This is a genomic window from bacterium, from assembly GCA_004322275.1.
GTDB lineage: Bacteria > Desulfobacterota > Deferrisomatia > Deferrisomatales > BM512 > SCTA01.
On sequence record SCTA01000034.1, the window covers coordinates 1 to 20,384 of the forward strand.

Annotated in this window: 18 protein-coding genes, 1 tRNA gene, 1 other RNA gene and 1 pseudogene; 16 read left to right on the forward strand and 5 right to left on the reverse strand. The window is 58.4% G+C overall.

Going from position 1 to position 20,384, the window contains the following annotated elements; translation table 11 throughout:
* Positions 1 to 138, forward strand: a pseudogene (locus tag EPN96_09930) (transposase).
* 131 nt (positions 139 to 269) lie between these two features.
* Here EPN96_09930 and EPN96_09935 read toward each other — a convergent pair.
* Complete coding sequence (locus tag EPN96_09935) at positions 270 to 1,493, reverse strand: YbfB/YjiJ family MFS transporter (protein ID TAL16163.1); 1,224 nt, start codon at positions 1,491 to 1,493, stop codon at positions 270 to 272.
* A 143-nt stretch (positions 1,494 to 1,636) separates the two neighbouring features.
* On the opposite strand from EPN96_09935, the gene EPN96_09940 reads away from it, so the two are divergent.
* Entirely contained in the window at positions 1,637 to 2,125 is a 489-nt protein-coding gene (locus tag EPN96_09940) for a hypothetical protein (GenBank protein ID TAL16164.1), read from the forward strand.
* Between the two features lie 17 nt (positions 2,126 to 2,142).
* Here EPN96_09940 and EPN96_09945 read toward each other — a convergent pair whose 3' ends face one another.
* The 4 genes from EPN96_09945 to EPN96_09960 all read right to left on the reverse strand — a co-directional run bounded on the left by EPN96_09945 (position 2,143) and on the right by EPN96_09960 (position 5,882).
* Positions 2,143 to 2,601, reverse strand: a complete 459-nt coding sequence (locus tag EPN96_09945) for a tRNA (cytidine(34)-2'-O)-methyltransferase (GenBank protein TAL16165.1) — start codon at positions 2,599 to 2,601, stop codon at positions 2,143 to 2,145.
* Between the two features lie 10 nt (positions 2,602 to 2,611).
* The gene (locus tag EPN96_09950) at positions 2,612 to 3,115 is read right to left on the reverse strand and encodes a GNAT family N-acetyltransferase (GenBank protein ID TAL16166.1); all 504 of its coding nucleotides are present in this window, start codon (positions 3,113 to 3,115) and stop codon (positions 2,612 to 2,614) included.
* Positions 3,112 to 3,963, reverse strand: coding sequence for a polysaccharide deacetylase (locus EPN96_09955; protein TAL16167.1), 852 nt, complete (start codon positions 3,961 to 3,963; stop codon positions 3,112 to 3,114). The genes EPN96_09950 and EPN96_09955 overlap by 4 nt, the downstream gene beginning before the upstream one ends.
* Positions 3,964 to 4,247: 284 nt before the next feature.
* A complete protein-coding gene (locus EPN96_09960; protein ID TAL16168.1) occupies positions 4,248 to 5,882 on the reverse strand; it encodes a hypothetical protein in 1,635 nt (544 codons plus the stop codon).
* 389 nt (positions 5,883 to 6,271) lie between these two features.
* Here EPN96_09960 and EPN96_09965 point away from each other — a divergent pair, with 389 nt between their 5' ends.
* The 14 genes from EPN96_09965 (at position 6,272) to EPN96_10030 (ending at position 20,354) form a co-directional block, all read left to right on the forward strand.
* Positions 6,272 to 7,702: a hypothetical protein gene (locus EPN96_09965; GenBank protein ID TAL16169.1), complete on the forward strand. Its 1,431-nt coding sequence runs from the start codon at positions 6,272 to 6,274 to the stop codon at positions 7,700 to 7,702.
* Positions 7,703 to 7,940: 238 nt separating this feature from the next.
* Entirely contained in the window at positions 7,941 to 8,660 is a 720-nt protein-coding gene (locus EPN96_09970) for an MBL fold metallo-hydrolase (GenBank protein TAL16170.1), read from the forward strand.
* A 161-nt stretch (positions 8,661 to 8,821) separates the two neighbouring features.
* Positions 8,822 to 10,120, forward strand: a complete 1,299-nt coding sequence (locus tag EPN96_09975; protein TAL16171.1) for an adenylosuccinate lyase — start codon at positions 8,822 to 8,824, stop codon at positions 10,118 to 10,120.
* Between the two features lie 10 nt (positions 10,121 to 10,130).
* Positions 10,131 to 13,139 (forward strand): phosphoribosylformylglycinamidine synthase subunit PurL, encoded by a 3,009-nt coding sequence (purL, locus tag EPN96_09980; protein TAL16172.1) that lies wholly within the window; start codon positions 10,131 to 10,133, stop codon positions 13,137 to 13,139.
* Positions 13,140 to 13,141: 2 nt separating this feature from the next.
* The gene (locus EPN96_09985) at positions 13,142 to 13,960 is read left to right on the forward strand and encodes a phosphoribosylformylglycinamidine synthase subunit PurQ (GenBank protein ID TAL16173.1); all 819 of its coding nucleotides are present in this window, start codon (positions 13,142 to 13,144) and stop codon (positions 13,958 to 13,960) included.
* Positions 13,961 to 14,153: 193 nt separating this feature from the next.
* On the forward strand, positions 14,154 to 15,545 hold the full coding sequence (locus tag EPN96_09990) for an amidophosphoribosyltransferase (GenBank protein ID TAL16174.1): 1,392 nt from the start codon (positions 14,154 to 14,156) through the stop codon (positions 15,543 to 15,545).
* A 37-nt stretch (positions 15,546 to 15,582) separates the two neighbouring features.
* Positions 15,583 to 16,134 (forward strand): orotate phosphoribosyltransferase, encoded by a 552-nt coding sequence (gene pyrE, locus EPN96_09995; GenBank protein ID TAL16247.1) that lies wholly within the window; start codon positions 15,583 to 15,585, stop codon positions 16,132 to 16,134.
* Between the two features lie 23 nt (positions 16,135 to 16,157).
* Positions 16,158 to 16,520 (forward strand): histidine triad nucleotide-binding protein, encoded by a 363-nt coding sequence (locus tag EPN96_10000; protein TAL16175.1) that lies wholly within the window; start codon positions 16,158 to 16,160, stop codon positions 16,518 to 16,520.
* A gap of 40 nt (positions 16,521 to 16,560) precedes the next feature.
* Positions 16,561 to 16,637, forward strand: a tRNA-Met gene (locus tag EPN96_10005).
* 54 nt (positions 16,638 to 16,691) lie between these two features.
* A complete protein-coding gene (locus EPN96_10010; GenBank protein TAL16176.1) occupies positions 16,692 to 17,810 on the forward strand; it encodes a Nif3-like dinuclear metal center hexameric protein in 1,119 nt (372 codons plus the stop codon).
* A gap of 173 nt (positions 17,811 to 17,983) precedes the next feature.
* Positions 17,984 to 18,715: a hypothetical protein gene (locus tag EPN96_10015; protein ID TAL16177.1), complete on the forward strand. Its 732-nt coding sequence runs from the start codon at positions 17,984 to 17,986 to the stop codon at positions 18,713 to 18,715.
* 17 nt (positions 18,716 to 18,732) lie between these two features.
* Positions 18,733 to 19,103: RNase P RNA component class A (gene rnpB / locus EPN96_10020), an RNA gene on the forward strand.
* 100 nt (positions 19,104 to 19,203) lie between these two features.
* Positions 19,204 to 19,725: a TlpA family protein disulfide reductase gene (locus EPN96_10025; GenBank protein TAL16178.1), complete on the forward strand. Its 522-nt coding sequence runs from the start codon at positions 19,204 to 19,206 to the stop codon at positions 19,723 to 19,725.
* A 62-nt stretch (positions 19,726 to 19,787) separates the two neighbouring features.
* Positions 19,788 to 20,354, forward strand: coding sequence for a TlpA family protein disulfide reductase (locus EPN96_10030; protein ID TAL16179.1), 567 nt, complete (start codon positions 19,788 to 19,790; stop codon positions 20,352 to 20,354).
* Positions 20,355 to 20,384 lie beyond the last annotated feature (30 nt).

Consider the following 20,384-nt stretch of genomic DNA (forward strand, 5'->3'; position numbering starts at 1 on the left):
GTGAAGGAGAACCACCCTTTCGCGATCCTGGCGTGGGTAATTTTACCGGACCATTTGCATTGCATATGGCGGCTCCCGGAAGGGGATGACGATTTTTCCATCCGGTGGCAATTGATAAAAGCGAGGTTCACGAGAAGCCGGGTAGGTCGGCTTGAGGGACGAAAGCCGACATTACATTAACTGTTTTGACTTGTTTTGGATTGTCGCCTTTCGCTGCGCTCAAAGCGGGGGGAGTTGGGGCAGTATGCTTAATTATTGCGTGAAGATTTTCAGGAATGAGCCCTGTTTTCGCGCAGAAACGCCGCCAGCACCACCGCGAAAGCCGCGCCGATGGAGGCCAGCAGAAAGACCGTCGAGAAGGTCTTTGAGGCGTTCGCCATCGACCCGGCGACTGCCGGTCCGATTATCTGCCCCATAGCGAGGCAGAAGGTGACGAAGGAAAAGGCTGAGGCCGCTCTCTCCATCGGGAAGGTGTCGGCCACCGCAGAGGAGATGATCGCGGGAATCGACCAGGCAGAGAGCCCGAAGAGGGCCACGGAGACGAAGAGGGGTATCTCGCCGGTGGTTTTAGCGGCGAGGTAGAAGGAGAGCGACTGGACCGCGAAGACCGTCGCAAGTCCCCACTTCCTGCCGAAGCGGTCGGAAAAGCTTCCGAAAAGAGGCCCCGAGAAGAAGCCGAAGATTCCCACCACTGCCCAGAACCTTCCAGCCGTGGCCTCAGCCATCCCCCTTTCCGAGACGAGGCTGGTGACGAGGAAGGTCACGTAGACGACGTGGGTAATACCGAAGGTGAAGTAGAGCGCCGACAGGTGGAGAAGGGGCCTTAGCAGGGAGCGCTTTTCCGGCGCTTTGGCAATCTGCGCGCCAGCTGGCGCCTTTGGCTCTCCCGCGGGCGAAAGCCCCTTTTGCGAAGGGTCGTCTCTTATAATCAGCCCCGCAGTCACCGCCACGAGAAAGATCACCCCGCCGAGCGTGCCCCAGCTCCACCGCCATCCTCCCGAGCCCTTCAGGACGTTCATCCAGGGCACCAGATACCCCGCGAAAATTATAGCCATGCTGTTGCCCATCAGCATCAGCCCCGTCGCCCTCCCGCGCAAGGATCGGTGAAACCACCTCCCCACCACCACCATCACCGGTATGTTGGCGATTCCGCTGCCGATTCCCGTAAGGAAATAAAGGACGAGGACGGCGAAAAAGGTGGTCGCTACGCCCATGCCGAACATTGTCAGGGCGACCAGAGTGAGCCCCCCGGCGATGGTGTGACGGGCGCCCGCCCTTCGGAGGATAAAGGGGGCGATCGCGACGCCGAGGAGGTAGCCGCAGAAATTGCCGGTGCCGACGTATCCCATCCTGTCGTATTCGAGGAGCAGCTCCTTCCCCATCGACGGCAGCAAAAGCCCGTAGGAAAAGCGCGCGAGCCCGATGCAGGCGAAGATGGTAAGGCAACCCGCCAGCACGATCATCCACCCATAGTGAAACCCCGGTTTTTTCATCCGCGCATTATGCTTCCAGCGGTGGCGGTTCTCAAGCCAGGAATGTAGAATTGAGGGAAGAGGAGGCGGTCCGTAAAACCCGCCTTGCTCACTTCGCGCGTCTTGTCATATCGTTAGCCGAAGACTTAACCGGAGATGAAGCCATGAAGATGAAACAAGTATGCGCCTGGTGCTGCAAAACGATTGAAGAAGGAGATTCCGGAGCAGAAATAACTCACGGAATTTGCCAGGAGTGCTTCGGGTATTTCTCACGGGATGAGTGCGAAACGCTGCAGGGGTTTCTGGACAGGCTGGAAGCGCCCGTTCTGCTTGTGGATGGCAACGTCTCCATACTGGGAGCCAACCGGAGCGCGCTGAAATTTCTCAAAAAAGAACCGCCGGAGATTAAGGGCTCTCTGGCCGGAGACGTTATTGAGTGCGCTTACGCCCGCCATCCGGAGGGCTGCGGCAAGACCCTTCACTGCAGCGGCTGCGTAATAAGGAATACGGTAACGGCAACGAACGGGGACGGGCGCGGCAGATGGCGGGTCGAGGGCTATCAGGAGCTTCAGGGGGCCGCTGAGGCGGCAAGTATCTACGTCAGCACGGAAAAAATCGGCGACGTTATATTTCTCAAGGTCGAGACGAGGTAACGAAGCGCCGGACCGGCCTAAAACGCCCCCATTTGCCGGTACCCCTCGTAGACCGCTATCCCGGCGGCGGTGGAGAGGTTGAGGGAGCGGACTTTTCCCCAGATGGGGATGAGGAAGGTGTTTTCGGGGTAGCGGGAGAGTATTTCCGGCGGGAGCCCTTTGGTTTCGCAGCCGAAGACCAGCCTCGCGCCGTCACGGTAGGGGGCCTTCGTGTAAACCTTCGCCGCCCGCGCCGAGAAGAGGATCACCGGCCCGTCGCCCGATGCGGCGAGCGCGGCGTCGAAGCTCTCGTGATGGAATACCTCTACGTCCTTCCAGTAATCCAGCCCCGCCCTTCTAAGGCTCTTTTCGTCGGTGCGAAACCCGAGAGGGTGAACGAGGTGAAGGGCGCTTCCGGTCGCGCCGCACATGCGGGCTATGTTGCCGGTGTTCGGCGGTATTTCCGGATTTACAAGAATTACGTGCAGTTTTTGCAAACTCTTCCTCTCAGCCGGAGATCTTCTTGCGAAGGAGAATCTCGTCAACCCCTTCGGTGACAAGCCCTTTCAGCGAAGCAATTTCCTGATAGCCGTGGCGGGCGTAAAAGCGCCTCGCGCCCTCGTTGAAATGGGTGACGATGACCCAGGCGTTCTGCCCGTGGGTTTTCGCCCCTGCTTCAAACCATTCAAGCAGGGTTTTCCCGACGCCGAAGTTCCGGTGAGAGCCGGTGAGAGCGATAAGTTCGAGATACGGCCCCCGCAGCCACGGATAACGGACGCAGATTACGCCCGCCAGCTCCTTTCCGGTATGTACCTCGAAACGGTGAAGGGAGGGGTCTTCTCTCAGCAGGTACTCTTCCAGCCTCTTCGCGCTGTAGCCAAGAGAGCGCCACGGGTCCATCGCTCCCAATTCGACGCCGAGAATTTCAGCGGATTTTTTGTGCATCGGCAAAAGGGTGCAGTTCGAGAGGTATTTGACCTCATGCGAGAAAGGGGGTTTTGTCCCTGTCATGGCGTGTCCTTTTTCGGCGGCGCGTCGTAGCGGAAGTTGTCGCCGGGGCTGAGTTCATAACAGTCTCCGGCGATTTTTGGAGTTCCTTTTTGAAGGAGTTCGCTCACGGTGACGAAAGAGTAGCCTCGCCTGAGAAGTTCGGGCGCGAAGAGGGGAAGCGCCTCTGCGGTGTTTAATCCCCTGCCGTTGGCGTGAAGGACTACTATCGCCCCCGGCTTCGCCCGCGAAACAATCTCTCCCGCTATCGCCTCCGCACTCGCCGCCGGTGAGGGGTCTCCCGGCACCACGCTCCACTGCACCGCGTAGAGCCCACGGCGGGCCAGAAAATCGAGCGCTTTTGCGTCGCACGCGCCGAAGGGGAAGCGAAAGAGGCGGGGCAGGGCTGGAACCTTGTCCGTGGCCTCCGAGCGCGAAAGCTCTTCGCGAAGGAGCGCATATTCCTCCTGCGCGCGCGTAACCTCGCTCTCCATCTCCCCGCTGTGCAGGGTGCGAAGGTTCCTGTGGCTCCAGCCGTGGTTTCCGATCTCGAAAAGAGGGTCGGCCATGAGCTTTTTGCTTTCCTCCGGGTGGGAGCGCAGCCACTTGCCGCCCGCGAAGAAAGTCGCACGGATTTTCTCTCTCCGGAGATATTCTACGATTTTTGAATCGTACCCCGAGCGCTCGCTCCCTCCTTCGCAGAGGTCAAAGGTGAGCGCTATGACTTTCTCGCCGTTTTTCGGAGTCACCGAGCGGATCGAGCCGCGAAACTCCGGGGCAAGCGGCGGCAAAACCGGATCGGCAGCAGCCGCAAAGACCGGCAGAAGCGCCAGCGCGAGACCCAGCTTCCTGCATAAGGGGAAAGTGTTCATGGGGGCATTATATACGGGCGCAGGCGGTGAGGGTACCGTTAAGGGAGGGAACGCGCCTCAGGGCTTGTCCGTAAATAAAACCTTCGTTCTCGCATCCGTCTTTTGGCCCGATTTTGCCGCTCATCAATCGCAAAACCTCGACGTAGAACAACTACGCCTGCGGTTTTGCTCAATCTTCGCGACAAAATCGCTCTCAAAATCCGGCGCGATTTCCGAAAGGCCTATTTACGGACAAGCCCTTAGATAGACCAAAAGGGCGAATTCACGGCAAGCGGAGGAAAAAGCTATTGTGTCTGCATGTTATTCAGTTTGCTGAGCGTCTCCCTGGCGTCTTTTTGCCACGGGTCCATGCGGAGGGCGAAGCTGCACAAATCCATGGAATCCTTATATTGCCCCGTCAACATGGATATCTTGCCGAGAAGAGCGATGAATCTGGGATTGTCAGGGAATTGATGCACAGCATTTTTTGAATGGACCATTGCCTCGTCATAATTCGACATGCCGATAAGAGACTTCGCAATGAAATAATCCATGTATGGATTTAAAGGGTCTTTTGCTTTTAAAAAGGTAAAAACATCGTATGCCTCCTGGTAGCGGTTATTCTCCATCAACGCCAGACCGTAATTGCGTATCGTGAATTTTTGATCCGGCGTTACTTCAGTTACTGCCTTTCCCCAGAAACTTATGTTGTTTTTCCAGATTGCGCTTCTCTCGTAATTGTACAAACTAAATGCGATTGCAACAGCGGTTATGGCGGATGCGATCTGTATTCTGCTGAGCCTGCCGTTGATAAGGCTGTTCAATTTTAGCAGCATGTAGCCTATACAAAAGGAGAAGCCCATCAGAGGTATGTATAGATACCTGTCGGCTATTAACGTGCCTGCAAAAAGCATATAAAATCCGGAGGTGGGAAGCATGAACAGGAAATACCATATGATTCCGAAAGTGGCTATGCGGTGTTTATTGAACGAAAGTATCATGGCTGCCGCGATGATCAGGATAACAAGCCATGATGCAATAACGGCCGGATCGCTAAAGGTATATTTAATCGGAAGGTTGTAAAATGTTTTCAGGTTGAACGGGAACACGGTGTTTATGATGTAGTTCACCACCATCGTCGGTGCGGTGGCAAAACGGAGATCCCAGGTTGACCCGAAAAAAGATTCTTTTACTACTACGGCGCTTCTGGCAAGCCAAAAGCCTATTGCAATGGCAATGTAAGGAAGAATGTAGCTTTTGCGTGATGAAGAGCGGGTCAGAGTCAGAACCATGAGAACCGGAAGCAAAATAGCCACTATTTTTGCAAAAACGGCAATGGCGAAGCTTATTAAGGAAAGATAATAAAGTACCGGCTTTTGACCTTTGGAAAATTTCAGGTAAAGCAGCAAGCTGGAAAGAAGGAATATTCCGCATATTAAATCGGCGCGGGCGCTGATCCATGCGATCGGCTCAAGATTAGCGGGATGAACGCAGAAAAGGACCGCTGAAGCAAAGGCAGCCCCGGTATTTTTCAGGAAATTTTCAATCGTCAGGAACAGCAAAACGCAAACCGTAGCGTGCAGCAGCAGATTTACGAGGTGATACCCGGCGGGGTTATCGCCGGAGATGAGATAATTCAGCATGAACGAAGCAGTGGTTATCGGCCTGTAATAAGGATTATCAAAGGACGGGTCGGTGCCCACGGCGTCGCTGGAGCCGAATATCGTGAAAAAATTGGAGACGTCGTGCAGGAATATGTTGTTTACTATGAAAGGAATGTCATCCCAGACAAAACCGTAAGAGAGCGTGTAGAAATAGGAAATCACGGCAATGAAAAATACTGCTGAACACAGTAAAAGCGGTTTGTATTTGGCTGTGCTGAGGCTTAAGCGAGGAGTTTCTATGGAATATTCCGTATTTTCAGCGCTTTGAGTAATCATGACTAAAAGCTATATCATTCCCGGGCGCAAAAAAATCGGTTTTAAACACCAAAATTGTAGGGGATAACACCTACCACTAAGTGAATTTCCTTACACCCCCCCCGGGGCGCTGGCTCGGCCCCTTGCCTGTTTTCCCGCCGTTTACGAAAAACAACAAATTGAGCGCGACAAAAAAATCCTGTACAATCGGGCACAAGCCAAAATCATCATCACCATTTAAGGTGGTTAAATTTTGGAATCTCTCTGTTCCATCCGCCTGCTGATAAGAGATGAATGGGCGAGAGTATGGCGAGCGGTTTTTGTTTCAATGATGAATCCCCAGTGCAGCAAGGCTGAGAATTTTTTCCGGCGCCAATTCCGGCGCAGGGAATTCCACGGGAGGAAGTGTTATGAAACAAATCGGCGGGTTAAAAAGATTTTTTCGCCAATGCCTCGGAGTCGGAACTGTTCTTTTACTGGCTGCTCCGTCCTACTCAGCGGACTTTATCAACCGCTGGAGCGATTTCCAGTCTGATTCGTTCAAGAGCGACACGATTCATATCCCGAGTCCGGACCCGCTTAAGGCCCAGTACTTTGTTGCGGGAACAGCGGTAGATTGCACCGGCTCCTACGCGGCCCTTATAGGGTTAGACGCCAATGGCGATCCGGCAGGGATGGGGGCAAAACAGTATTTTTCCGGTCAGGGCGTTACTCTGGGCGAGATACAGTCGGGTCCGAACATGGGAAAGATTCTTTTCGTGGGGGCGAGGAGCGCTCCCTACGGGTACGGGTCCAACTGGGTCGGGATCATTGATCCCAATGACCCCGACGGCGCCGGGCCCCTGATCGCCGGCTACGTGGTCGATCAAACCGAATTCGGATTCTACGGAGCGTTTAAACACGTCGCGATGGCGGGTAATTATGCCTTCCTGGTTTCACAGTATGGGGAGGTCGTGAAACTGGATCTAAGCAACCTCTCGGTAGCCGACCAGGGAACTTTTCCCGTCTTTCCCGTTAAAACCGTGGGCGTTTATAACGGCGCCGGTACTCCATATCTCTACCTGGCGGGAACCTCTTTCGTTCTCAGGATCGCACAAGATACGCTCGATCCGGTATCAATGATAACCGTCGATAATCTTGCATCCCAGATCAGAATCTATGGAATCAGCGTGTCGTCAACCGATGGCTCGATGATTCTGGCTGGCTACTACACTACCCCCTACACGGACATCGACGGCTGGTTTATGAGGCTTACTTCGGCATGGGAAAAAACGTATGAGCGCGGGATCGGCGGCCCCGGCTCCGAATGGTGCAGTACGGTAGCAACTTACAGCAATTCCGACCTTGATCATATTCTCGGGTGCAGCTCAACCAGTTACACGCCTGTAAGTAACTACAACCCGGTTGCGATCAAGTTCAAGGAAACAAACCAGCAGCGCAGCAACATCAACGTAACCTGGGAAAAGAAATTTATCATGCCTTATTCAGCCGAGGTCGAGGGCAAAGGCATCGCAACCTCCGACGGCGGAGCAATGCTGACCAGCAAAACCAGTGATGCAGGGGGGGGGGAGATCGGCACCCTGTTTGTAAAAACAGACGGCAGCGGCAACGTGCTTGCCACAGATTGGAACGGTAATCCTGTTGCGAATCCCTTCATTGCCGATTTGACCAGTGATCTTACCGTATACCAGCTTACTACCCCTTCGACTATTACCGTCACGGGTGTCACAGCGTCCGGCTTTGACCCGCTTCAGGCGGCCCAGGACCCGACCGATGCGGCGTCAGACGTGACAGCCGCTGGGTTCAGCCGCATTGCCAACATTTCTCCTCCCGCCCCTTGAGTAAGACTCATCGGAGGGCCCTCAATGAGGGCCCTCCACCTCTCCTCCTCCGAAATCCCTCCATCTCCAAACTATTTTCACTACCCCCTTTCCCTTCCTTGAATGGGCGGGCGGAGTCGATTATGATTCGCCTACGATTTTTTACATTCCATTACGGGAGGTAGCGAAGCTGGATTTCTGCGCTCTCGCAAGCGGCAGCAAGGGAAATGCTGTTTTCGCGGGGTCTGGAGGCCGCGGCGTGCTCATCGACGCCGGGCTTTCGGCCACCGAGCTTCTCCGGAGGATGGCTCTCGCGGGGCTTGACCCCCTCTCGCTCGACGGCCTTGTGGTCACCCACGAGCACCGCGATCATACCTGCGGCGTGGGGGTTCTGGCGAGAAAGCTGGGCCTCAAGCTCTTCGCGCCGGAGGGGGTGGCGGGGGAGATTTCGAGGGTCTACGGGCAGAACGCCCTTCGGGGGCTGAAAATTCACGAATTTTTGCCGGGAGAGGTCTTCGAGGCAGGGGCGCTTGAGTTTTCTTCCTTTCCCACCTCTCACGACGCCCACGCCTCGGTGGGGTTTTGCGTGCGGGACGGGGAAAAGAGCCTCGGCTTCGCCACCGATCTCGGGATAGCGCCTTCGGCGGTGGCGGAGTGCCTCTGCGGGTGCGATATAATCTACCTCGAAGCGAACCACGACGAGGATATGCTGGCCTCCGGGCCCTATCCGTCCTTTCTGAAGCGGCGCATCTTCTCGGATGTGGGACACCTCTCGAACGCGGGCGCGGGAGAACTGCTGTCGAGGATCATCCACAAGGACCTTTCGACGGTGGTGCTGGCGCACCTTTCGGAGGTGAACAACAAACCCTCGCTCGCCTACGACGCGGCGATGGCGGCGCTGGACGCGGCGGGGGCGGGGAGGGACGTTACCCTTCTGGTGGCCAGACAGGACAGGCCCGGAAGAGTGGTAAAGGTTTGAAAAACTGCTGCGAGCCCCGTTTTCTGTGTCGCGTGCTCGCTCAAGGGCTCGCCGTAGTGCCGCTACTGCCTCGCCCTTTCGCTGCGCGTCTCCTTGAAACCGGGGCTTCTCGCGACGTTTTTCGATATTGGGCATGATATGGTTTTTCTGGGGAGTTATTCATGATTGAAAGATATACGAACCCGGAGATGGGCGCCATCTGGACGGACGAAAACCGCTTCAGAAAGTGGCTGGACGTTGAGATTTACGCCTGCGAGGCGTGGAACGTGCTGGGGAAGGTGCCGGACGACGCCCTCGCGACGATAAAGGAACGCGCCGATTTCAACACCGCCCGCATACTTGAGATCGAGGCGACGGTGAAGCACGACGTAATCGCCTTTCTGACCAACGTGGCGGAGTACGTCGGCCCCTATTCGCGCTTCGTCCACATGGGGCTCACCTCTTCGGACGTTCTGGACACCTCTTTCGCTATGCTGCTGGTGCAGGCCACGGACCTCATTATTATAGAAGCCGACAAGTGCCGCGAGGCGATCAGGTCCCGCGCCTTCGAGTTCAAGATGACGCCGCAGATGGGGCGCAGCCACGGAATCCACGCCGAGCCGATCACCTTCGGGATGAAGATGGCTCTCTGGTACGACGAGATGAGCCGCAACCTCGACCGCCTCCGCAGGGCGAGGGCTATAATAGCCGTGGGCAAGATCTCCGGCGCGGTGGGCACCTTCGCCAACATCGAGCCCTTCGTCGAGGAGCACGTCTGCGAGCGCGCCGGGCTCCGATACGCGAACGTCTCCACCCAGGTGGTCTCCCGCGACCATCACGCCGAGTACTTTTCCCTCCTCGCGGTGGTCGCTTCCTCCATAGAGAAATTTTCCGTCGAGGTGCGCCACCTGCAGCGCACCGAGGTTCTGGAAGCCGAGGAGTTTTTCTCCAAGGGGCAGAAGGGCTCCTCGGCGATGCCCCACAAGCGAAACCCCATCGCGACCGAAAACCTCACAGGCTGCGCCCGCCTCATGCGTTCCTACGCCGGGGCCGCGCTGGAGAACGTCGCCCTCTGGCACGAGCGCGACATAAGCCATTCGAGCGTCGAGCGGGTCATCGGCCCCGACGCCACCATCCTCCTCCACTACATGCTCCGGCGCTTCACCGGCGTCATAAAAAACCTGCTCGTCTACCCCGAGAACATGCAAAAGAACATCGACAGGACGGGCGGGCTCCCCGACAGCCAGAGGGTGCTTCTCGCTCTCGTGGAAAAGGGCGTCTCCCGCGAGGACGCCTACTCCTTCGTCCAGAGAAACGCCATGCGCGTCTGGCTGGAGGGCGCCGACTACAAAAAACTCCTCAAGGAAGACCCCGGCGTTTCGGGTGTTCTTTCCGCCGGAGAGATAGACGAACTCTTCGACATCGGCTACCACCTTAAGCACGTCGATACCATATTCCGCCGCGTCTTCGGCGAGGCGTGAGGCTTTCAAGATGAGCGACGAAAGAAAACCCGCAAGAATAGAGGTCGCGGTCAAGCCCGGCCTGCGCGACGCGAGGGCAAAGAGCGCCGTCCGCGACATAGGGGAATTTCTTCACCTGAAGGTTGACGGAGCGCGCACCCTGGACGTCTTCACGGTGGACCTCGGCCTCACCGGCGAGGAAACCGGGCTGGTCGCGAGGGAGGCGTTTTCCGACCCGGTAATCCAGACCGCCTCGCCGCTTCCCGGCCTCGGCGTCGAAATCTTTCCCGATTTCGACTGGGCGCTGGAGATAGGCTACCTTCCCGGCGTAACCGACAACCTCGGCAGAACCGCCAAGGAAGCGGTGGAGATGCTCCTGGGGAGAACCTTCCCCCACGACGCGCAGGTCTACACCTCGGTCCAGTACCTTTTCGCGGCCAAAAGCCTCCTTCTCGGTGATATCGAGAAGATAGCCTCCGGCCTCCTCGGAAACCCCCTCATCCAGCGCTTTCGGATACTGGATCGCAACGAGTACGACAGGGACGGCGGCTTTAGCCCCGAGGTGCCTAAGGTGCGCGGGCTCAGCCAGCCGAAGGTCGTGCCGGTGAATCTGGAGGTGGGCGACGTGGAGCTTATGAAGATCTCCCGCGACGGCCTTCTTGCGCTAACCCTCACCGAGATGAAATCCATCCGCGATTACTTCAGGCTGGAGGGGGTCCGGAGCGAGAGGGCGAAGTTCGGCCTTCCCGTGGACCGTCCCACCGACGCCGAGCTCGAATGCCTCGCCCAGACCTGGTCGGAGCACTGCAAGCACAAGATCTTCAACGCGAAGATTTTTTACGAAGAGGGCGGGAAGACCGAGGCTATCGACTCGATCTTCAAGACCTATATAGTAGGGGCCACGAAGACCGTGCGCGAGCGCCACGGCGAGCGCGATTACTGCCTCTCGGTCTTCAAGGACAACGCCGGAGTAATCAGGTTCAACGCGGACTACTCCCTGTGTTTCAAGGTGGAGACCCACAACTCCCCCTCCGCCCTCGACCCTTACGGCGGGGCGCTCACCGGCATCGTCGGCGTCAACCGCGACCCGATGGGCACCGGCATGGGGGCGCAGCTGGTCTTCAACGTCGATACCTTCTGCTTCGCCGATCCCTTCCACGAGGGCGCTCTTCCCCCGCGCCTCCTCCACCCTCGCCGCATCTACGAGGGAGTGGTCACCGGCGTGGAGCACGGCGGAAACAAGAGCGGAATACCGACCATCAACGGGACCGTGGTCTTCGACGACCGTTTTCTGGGCAAGCCCCTGGTCTTTTGCGGTACGGCGGGCATAATACCGATGACCTTGCAGGGCGAGGAGGGGCACGGCAAGCGCACCCGGCCCGGCGACCTGATCGTCATGGCGGGCGGGCGCATCGGCAAGGACGGCATCCACGGCGCGACCTTCTCCTCGGAGGAACTTCACGAGGGAAGCCCCGCCACCGCCGTGCAGCTCGGCGACCCGATAACGCAAAAGCGCCTCTACGACTTTTTGCTCATCGCCCGCGACAGGGGGCTCTATTCCTCCATAACCGACAACGGCGCGGGTGGGCTCAGCTCCTCCATCGGCGAGATGGCGGAGCAGACGAACGGCGCGCGCCTCCACCTCGACCGTGCTCCCCTCAAGTATCCCGGTCTCCACCCCTGGGAGATACTGGTCTCCGAGTCGCAGGAGCGCATGAGTATCGCCGTGCGGCCCGAAAAGCTCGAAGAATTCATGGCTCTGGCCGAAAAGATGAAGGTCGAGGCGGTCGTCATGGGCGAATTCACCTCCGAAGGGGCCTTCCACATCCTCTACGGCCAAAATACCGTCGCGTACATCCCGCTCCACTTTCTCCACGAAGGGCTTCCGCCGATGGAGCTTCGGGCGAAGTGGGTAAAGCCGGTCCACCCGGAGCCCTCCTTCGAGTGCCCCGAGGACCTCACGGCGGACCTCACCGCCCTTTTGTCCAGGCTGAACGTCTGCTCCAAGGAGTCGATAGTCCGCCGCTACGACCACGAGGTTCAGGGCGGGTCCGTGGTGAAGCCCTTCGTCGGCGCGGCCAACGACGGCCCCTCCGACGCGGCGGTAAACCGCCCGATACTGGAATCCTTCGAGGGAGTGGTGACGGCCAACGGCATCGCTCCCCGCTACTCCGACATCGACACATACCACATGACCGCGCTTGTCGTGGACGAGGCGGTGAGAAACGCGATCTCGGTCGGCGGCACCCTTGACCATCTCGCCGGGCTCGACAACTTCTGCTGGTGCGACCCGGTTCAGAGCGAAAAGACCCCCGACGGCGAGTACAAGCTCGCCCAGCTCGTCCGCTCCTGCAAGGCGCTTTACGAGACGGTGGTCGCCTACGGGATTCCGCTGGTTTCCGGCAAGGATTCGATGAAGAACGATTACCAGATCGGCGGGACGAAGATTTCCATTCCGCCGACCCTGCTTTTCAGCGTAATAGGGAAGGTGAAGGACGCCAGGAAGTGCGTGACGATGGACGCCAAGCGCCCCGGCGACGCGGTCTATCTCCTCGGCGTGACCCGCCCCGAGATGGGCGGCTCCGAATACTTCGCCATGAAGGGATTCGTCGGCAACACCGTTCCCGTCGTCCGCATAGAAGAAAATCTCAAACTCTACCGCGCCCTCGAAAAGGCCATCCAGGAAGGACTCGTAGCCTCATGCCACGACGCCTCCGACGGCGGCCTCGGGGTGGCGATTGCCGAAACCGCCTTCTCCGGCGGACTGGGCATCGACGTCGATCTCGCGAAGGGAGCGAGCGAAGGGCTGACCCGCGCCGACCAGCTTCTCTTCTCGGAATCGGCAGGGCGCTTTGTCTGCACCGTGAGGCCCGAAAACATCGCCCGCTTCGAGGAGCTTTTCTCGGGGCTTCCCGCGAAAAGGGCTGGAGAGGTGACGGGAGGCGAAAGGGTGGTTCTTAGCTCAGGCGGCAAGGTACTGGCCGACGCACTCTACGGCGACCTCAAGGAAGCCTGGCAAAAGACCCTGGCGGAGATTTAACGATGACGATTAAGCCCAGAGCACTGGTAATTACCGGGAACGGAATCAACTGCGAACGCGAATCCGCCCACGCCTGCAGGCTGGCGGGGATGGAAGCCGACATAGCGCACATGTCCGCCATCTTCGCGGGAGAGGTTCGGCTCCGGGACTATAACTTCATACACCTTCCCGGCGGCTTTCTCGACGGCGACGACCTCGGCAGCGCGAAGGCCGGGGCGGTGCGTTTCAAGTACGGCGCCGTGAAAGAGAACTCCGGTACGGCGCGCTTCGAGGACGAACTCCTCGACTTCGTAAGCCGGGGGGGGCTGGTGCTCGGCGTCTGCAACGGCTTTCAGCTCATGGTGAAACTGGGGCTTTTGCCCTTCACCGGGGGGAAGCTGGTGCAGGAAGTGAGCCTCATGCACAACGACTCGGGCCGCTTCGAGGACAGGTGGGTCAGGATGAAGGCGGACCCCAAAAGTCCCTGCGTTTTCACGAAGGGAATCGATACTCTCTACTTCCCGGTGCGCCACGGAGAGGGTAAATTCGTGCCCGGCGGCGACGAGGCGAAAAAGAAGATTGTGGACAACAGCCTCGCCGTTCTTAGGTATATTGATTCCGAAGGGAACGCAACCGGGGAGTATCCCTTCAACCCGAACGGAAGTTTCGACGCGATAGCGGGAATCTGCGATCCGACGGGGAGGCTCTTCGGCCTCATGCCCCACCCCGAGGCCTTCGTCCACCGCACCCAGCACCCGCGCTGGACGAGGGAGGAGTTGCCCGAGGAAGGGCAGGGGCTCAAGCTTTACAGGAACGCGGCGGAGTACATCAGAAATAGTTAAGGTTTTTGAAAAACTACCGCGAGCCCCGCTTTCTACGTCGCGTGCTCGCTCAAGGCCTCGCCGTAGCGATGCTGCTGACTCGACCCCTCGCTGCGCGGCTCCTTGAAACCGTGGCTTCTCGTTACGTTTTTCAAAAACCTTGTGGGATGGGGTTCGCAGTTAAAAATTGACGGCTGCAATGCCGGAGGACTCTATGTTCGACAAACTCCATGAAGAATGCGGCGTCTTTGGAATCTACAACCATTCCGAGGCGGCCAATCTCACCTATCTCGGCCTTCACCAGCTCCAGCACAGGGGGCAGGAGAGCGCGGGCATAGTAACCTCCGACGGGCTTAAGATGCACGTCCATCTAGGGATGGGGCTCGTCTCCGAGATCTTCGACGAGCGCACCCTCTCCGAACTCCCCGGAAGCCACGCCATAGGCCACGTCCGTTACTCCACCACCGGCTCCTCCGTAATAAAGAACGCCCAGCCCTTCTTCGTAGAGTGCGCCCACGGCCCGATAGCCTTCGCCCATAACGGCAACCTGGTCAACGCGGCCTGCCTCAAGCGCGAGCTTGAGGATTCCGGCTCGATCTTCCAGTCCACGATGGATACCGAGGTCGTCGCCCACCTCTACGCCCGCTCCCGGAAAGTAAAGCTCCACGAGCGCGTGATAGACGCCCTCTCCAGGGTGCGCGGCGCTTACTCCATAGTAGCCCTGGTCGAAACCCGCCTCATCGCCGTGCGCGACCCGCTCGGCTTTCGCCCCCTCGTCCTCGGAAGGCTTCGCGACGCTTACGTCGTGGCCTCCGAGACCTGCGCGCTGGACCTCATCGAGGCCGAGTTCATCCGCGAGATAGAGCCGGGCGAGATGATAATGATAAGCAGGAAAGGGATAGAGTCCTTCCGCCCCTTCCCCGAGACGCGGCCGCGCCAGTGCATCTTCGAGTTCATCTACTTCGCGAGGCCCGATTCGACCATCTTCGGCCATCAGGTCTACCCGGTGCGAAAGTCTTTCGGCAGGGAGCTGGCGAGGGAGCATCCCGTCGAGGCCGACGTGGTGGTGCCGGTGCCCGATTCGGGCATCGTCGGCGCTCTGGGCTTTTCGGAGGAGTCGAAGATTCCCTTCGAGATGGGGCTCATGAGAAACCATTACGTCGGCAGAACCTTCATCGAACCCGAGCAGTCCATCCGCCACTTCGGGGTAAAGCTCAAGCTCAACGCGGTGAAGGGGGTCATCGAGGGCAAGAGGGTCGTCGTGGTGGACGACTCCATCGTGCGCGGCACGACCAGCCGGAAGATAATAAAGATGATACGCGAAGCCGGAGCGAAAGAGGTGCATATGCGCATAACCTCCCCTCCCACGGCGCACCCCTGCTTCTTCGGCATCGACACTCCCTCCGAGAACCAGCTCATCGCGCACACCCATACGTTAAAAGAAATAGCCCGGTATCTTACCGCCGATTCGGTGGAGTACCTGAGCGTCGACGGGATGCGCAAGGCAGTGAACGACGGGGCCTTTAATTTCTGCGACGCCTGTTTTACGGGAAATTATCCCGTGAAACCGGATGGTTCCGACATAGTGCAGTTAGGGTTGTTCTAACAGACAAATCCTAAAGGGAGTTATAAAGTTGGAGAATCTGGAAAAGCTGAGGAGCGAGCTCCTCGCCCTGATACGGGAAAAATCCTACGAGCAGAGGCAGGTTACTCTGGCCTCGGGACGAATCAGCGATTTTTACGTGGACGGCAAGCAGACCTCCCTTCATCCGCGCGGCGCTTACCTCGTCGGCAGGCTCTTTCTGGAACTCCTCGGACGCTTCGGAGAGGTTGACGCCGTAGGAGGCCCCACGCTCGGCGCCGACCCCATCGCCACCTCCATCGCCCTCGTCTCCGGCCTTGAGGGGCGCCCCCTTCCCGCCTTCATAGTGCGCAAGGAGCCCAAGGGCCACGGCACCAGAAGGTGGGTCGAGGGAAAAAAGAACCTCCCGGAGGGGTGCAGGGTCGTTGTGGTGGAAGATGTGGTGACCACCGGCGGCTCGGGCCTTTCGGCCGTGGACAAGGTCGAGGAGGAAGGGTACAAGGTCGCCGGGCTGATGGCCCTCGTCGATCGCGAGGAGGGGGCGCGGGAAGCGATCGAGGCGAGGGGACTTCGCTTCGAGAGCCTTTTTACCAAGACAGAGGTTCGCGGCTGACAAAAAGCCAAAGGGGGCTATGGATGAACAGTTGCATATTCTGCAGGATAATCGCCGGTGAAATTCCCTCGAAGATGCTCTGGCAGGATGAAAATGCGGTGGCCTTCCGGGACATAAACCCCCAGGCCCCGACGCACATCCTCATCGTGCCCAGAAAGCACATAGTCACCTTCGCGGATTTCACCGCCGCCGACGCGGCCATTCTTACCAGCATGGCCGCGGCCGCCCGCGAGACGGCGAAAGCCGACGGAGTGCTGGAATCGGGCTACCGCCTTATCGTCAACAACGGACCCGACGGCGGGCAGGAAGTCATGCACGTCCACATGCACCTTTTCGGCGGAAGAAACATCGGACCGATGGTGAGAAAACCCAAGACTGACGGTTGACAGGGGTGCCCCGTTAGAGCATAATACCGCCTCTTTTGCAGGGCCCATAGCTCAGCTGGCTAGAGCTGCCGGCTCATAACCGGTCGGTCCCAGGTTCGAATCCTGGTGGGCCCACCATCAAATACCGCGCATTACGCGCTTTAGATCTTTAGGTTAAGGGAGTTGGAAGGATTGATCCTTCGCGACATCGCAGGCGAGGTAATGAGACTCGCCCCGCCCGGACTGGCCGAATCGTGGGATCGGTGCGGTCTTGAGGTGGGGGACCCCGGAGCACAGATACGCTCCGCCCTCGTCGCACTTTCTCCCACCAAAGGCGCCCTTCTTGAGGCGCAGAAAATCCGCGCAGACCTCCTCCTCACCCACCACCCGCTTCTTTTCAAGCCCCTCGCCAGCATCGACCAAAGCACGCCGCAGGGACAGATAATCTCCGCACTCATCAAGGACAAGATAGCCCTACTCAGCGCCCACACCAACCTCGACCGCGCCGAAGGCGGAGTCAACGACTGCCTTGCAGAGGCGCTTGGCCTTCAGGGAGTCCGTGGGCTGGGAGAGGGAGAGCCCCTTCTGAAGGTCGCCGTCACCGTGCCCGTCGGCTACGAGGAGCGGGTAAGGAAGGCGATGGACGAGGCCGGGGCGGGGAGCATCGGCGCGTACCGGGGATGCTTTTTTCTCGGAAGGGGTGTCGGAACCTTCACCCCTCTCGCCGGGTCGAACCCCTTCATAGGCGAGCCGGGTTCCCCCGAGAGAGTGGACGAGGTGAGGATCGAGGGGATTGTCCCAAAATCTCTTTCGGGGAGGGTTACGGGGGCAATAGCCCGCGCCCACCCCTACGAAGCGCCCGCCATAGACCTCTATCTCCTCGCGGGAAGTTCCGATTACGGCTGTACCGGCAGGATGGGGACCCTCGAAAAAGCGGTCAGCCTTGAGAAATTCGCCGGCACGGCGATGAAAGCTCTTGGCGCGCCGGGCGTGCGCTTCGCGGGGCAAAAAGAGAAAAAGATATTAAGAGTCGCGGTGTGCGGGGGCTCCGCCGCTTCGCTCTGGCCGTCCGCAATGGCCGCCGGGGCGGATATTCTCGTCACCGGCGACGTCGGCTACCACGCCGCGCAGGAGGCCGCCGACGCGGGGTTCGCGATTCTTGACGCGGGCCACGCATCAACCGAAACGGTAGTGCTTTCGCCTCTGGCCGAGAAGCTCAGAAACTACGCGAAAGCATCTAAAAGTAAAATAAAGGTCTCGGTTTTCAGCGAAGGGGAGCCATTCTCCTTCGCAGTCGCCAAGAATCAATAGGAGCTATTGAAAAACGTCGCGAGAAGACCCGGTTTCAAGGAGCCGCGCAGCGAGGGGGCGAGGCAGTAGCAGCGCTACGGCGAGCCCCTGAGCGAGCACGCGACACAGAAAACGGGTTTCGCAGCAGTTTTTAGAGGAATCAATAGATTGCTCCCCAAAGGAGCGAAAGGCGCATGGAGGGTATCTTGAGCGTGAAAGTAATGGAACTTTTGGGCGAGCTTCAGACCCTGTCGGATCGGATGGACAAGATGGAAGCGCGGCGCAGGGAGGCCCTGGCCGAAAAAGAGAGGATCGAGGAGCGCCTTGAGGAGGCCCGCCACGGCGCCGAACAAAAAACAGAGGAGCACCACGCCCTCGACATCGAGCGCAGGAAAAAGGAGCTTCTGCTTCGCTCCGAAAAAGAGCGCCAGCAGAGGATAAAAGGGCGCGTGGGAGAGGTGAAGACGAGCAGGGAATATCAGGCCGTCATCTCCGAGACAAACGCCTCCAAGCAGACCATCACCACCCTCGAAGAGGCTGTCCTGAAGGATATGGAGGCGCTGGAGGCTCTGGAGGAAGAGGTCAGGAAGTGGGAAGAGAAGGTGGCGAGGATAGAGGCCGACGCCGAGGCCGCGCGCGCCAGGTTCGACTCCATCTGCGAGGACACCGAGAGCCAGATAGCCGCGGGTAAAGAGGCGGAGAAGGCGATACTTGCCGAACTTCCCCCCGAGGTCGTGACCAAGTACAAACTGATTCGCTCCCGCCTTGGCGGCGTCGCCGTCGCGGAGGCGAAGGACGAGGCCTGCACTGCGTGCTTCATGCGCATCCCCCCACAGCGTTTTATAGAGGTAATGCGGGGGCTTACGGTGGTGCAGTGCCCAAACTGTTACAGAATACTGATTCCGGCGAGGAAAGCCGGAGAGTAATCCCTTTGAAAGGGACCGCACAGGCGCGGGCAACCGCTCCGGAAATCTAGATCCGGGGAGGAAAGTCCGGGCTCCGCAGGGCAGGATGCTGGATAACGTCCAGTCGGGGCGACCCGAAGGAAAGTGCCACAGAAAATATACCGCCCCTAAGGAGAAATCCGAAGGGGTAAGGGTGAAATGGCGAGGTAAGAGCTCACCGCGGACCGGGCGACCGGGACGGCAGGGCAAACCCCATCCGGAGCAAGGCCAAATAGAGGGACGTACGAGGGCTGCCCGCCCCATGTCCCCGGGTAGGCTGCTTGAGGTCCGGAGCAATCCGGATCCCAGAGGAATGGTTGCCGCCCCCTTCGGGGGGAGACAGAACCCGGCTTACAGCGCCCGTGCGCGTCTCTTTCATTCATTTTATATGTTTTTGTTTTGACAATTGCTCCAGCAAGTTACTATCATTCGGTGGGTTTATTGACATAAATTTTTGCGGGAGGATTTACATGTTGAAATACCTGTGGAGATTGGCGGTAGTCACCGCCTTTGTTGCCATATCCGGCGTCGCCCTGGCCAGTGAAGAGTGGGTCGGCAAGAAGGCGGACGATTTCACCCTTAAAGACACCAAGGGCGTTGAGCTAAACCTCTCCTCCCTCGCGGGCAAGGTGGTCTGGGTGAATTTCTGGGGCCTTCGCTGCGGCCCCTGCATAAGGGAACTTCCCGCCCTCGAAAAACTCAACAAAACCTACGCCGACAAGGGACTCGTCATCATCGGCATCAACGCCGACGGCGTCGATGACGGTTTCATAACAAAATCCTTCGCGGACCGCGACGACCTCAAAGGCGCGGGCGTCACCTTTCATCTCGTCTCCGACGTGGATTTCAAGATGGTCGACGCATTTTCGCTGATGGGCGCGCCGTTAAATGTTATAATCGACAAAACCGGCGTCATCCGCTTCTACCACGAAGGCTACGAGGCGGGCGACGAGGCCAATTACGAAAAGGTGATCAAAGAGCTTCTGGAGTAGCATACGAGTCCCGGCAAATCATGCAGGCTTAATTTAACGTGGGGGAACTGGGGAGTTTTACTATGCGACGCAACATTACGGGATGGATGACTGCCGCTATTGTCGCACTCTTTTGCGCCCTCTCCCATGCGGGAGAAGGCTCGGCCCTTTTCATAGACGAAGAGGGGAAGGGTGATTCCGCACCGGATTTCACGCTCGAAGACTACGCGACCGCCGGACAGGTTTCCCTGGGCTCCTATTTGGGGAAAAAGGTGGTCATGCTTGAATTCTGGGCGACCTGGTGCGACATCTGCAAGGAAGAGATACCCGCCCTGGTGAAGATTCAGAACGACTGGAAGGACAAGAACTTCCAGATTCTGGCGATTACCCTGAGCCCCGGAGACCCCGGCGACCGCAAGAAAATCCAGAAGCAGGTGGAGAAGCACGGGATAAATTACCCCCTTCTGCTCGACACCGAATACAAGGTCGCCCAAGAGCTTTACAAGCTCAAGGGGCCCATCCCGCTCAAGCTCATCATCGACTGCGCCGGCAAGCTCCGCAAGGAATACGTCGGCGACGCGATGTCCAAGGACGACGGCTTTATCTTCATGCTCGAAGCGCTCACTCAGGAGCCCTCCTGCGGGAAGTAGGCCCGGTTAAGTTGCAAAGCGCGGCCCGCC

Excerpts from the sequence above, each read along its gene's own strand:
- EPN96_09935 (TAL16163.1), bottom strand. The coding sequence starts at position 1,493 with ATGAAAAAACCGGGGTTTCACTATGGGTGGATGATCGTGCTGGCGGGT.
- EPN96_09940 (TAL16164.1), top strand. The coding sequence starts at position 1,637 with ATGAAGATGAAACAAGTATGCGCCTGGTGCTGCAAAACGATTGAAGAA.
- EPN96_09950 (TAL16166.1), bottom strand. The coding sequence starts at position 3,115 with ATGACAGGGACAAAACCCCCTTTCTCGCATGAGGTCAAATACCTCTCG.
- EPN96_09955 (TAL16167.1), bottom strand. The coding sequence starts at position 3,963 with ATGAACACTTTCCCCTTATGCAGGAAGCTGGGTCTCGCGCTGGCGCTT.
- EPN96_09960 (TAL16168.1), bottom strand. The coding sequence starts at position 5,882 with ATGATTACTCAAAGCGCTGAAAATACGGAATATTCCATAGAAACTCCT.
- EPN96_09965 (TAL16169.1), top strand. The coding sequence starts at position 6,272 with ATGAAACAAATCGGCGGGTTAAAAAGATTTTTTCGCCAATGCCTCGGA.
- EPN96_09975 (TAL16171.1), top strand. The coding sequence starts at position 8,822 with ATGATTGAAAGATATACGAACCCGGAGATGGGCGCCATCTGGACGGAC.
- purL (TAL16172.1), top strand. The coding sequence starts at position 10,131 with ATGAGCGACGAAAGAAAACCCGCAAGAATAGAGGTCGCGGTCAAGCCC.
- EPN96_09985 (TAL16173.1), top strand. The coding sequence starts at position 13,142 with ATGACGATTAAGCCCAGAGCACTGGTAATTACCGGGAACGGAATCAAC.
- EPN96_09990 (TAL16174.1), top strand. The coding sequence starts at position 14,154 with ATGTTCGACAAACTCCATGAAGAATGCGGCGTCTTTGGAATCTACAAC.
- EPN96_10000 (TAL16175.1), top strand. The coding sequence starts at position 16,158 with ATGAACAGTTGCATATTCTGCAGGATAATCGCCGGTGAAATTCCCTCG.
- EPN96_10015 (TAL16177.1), top strand. The coding sequence starts at position 17,984 with ATGGAGGGTATCTTGAGCGTGAAAGTAATGGAACTTTTGGGCGAGCTT.
- EPN96_10025 (TAL16178.1), top strand. The coding sequence starts at position 19,204 with ATGTTGAAATACCTGTGGAGATTGGCGGTAGTCACCGCCTTTGTTGCC.
- EPN96_10030 (TAL16179.1), top strand. The coding sequence starts at position 19,788 with ATGCGACGCAACATTACGGGATGGATGACTGCCGCTATTGTCGCACTC.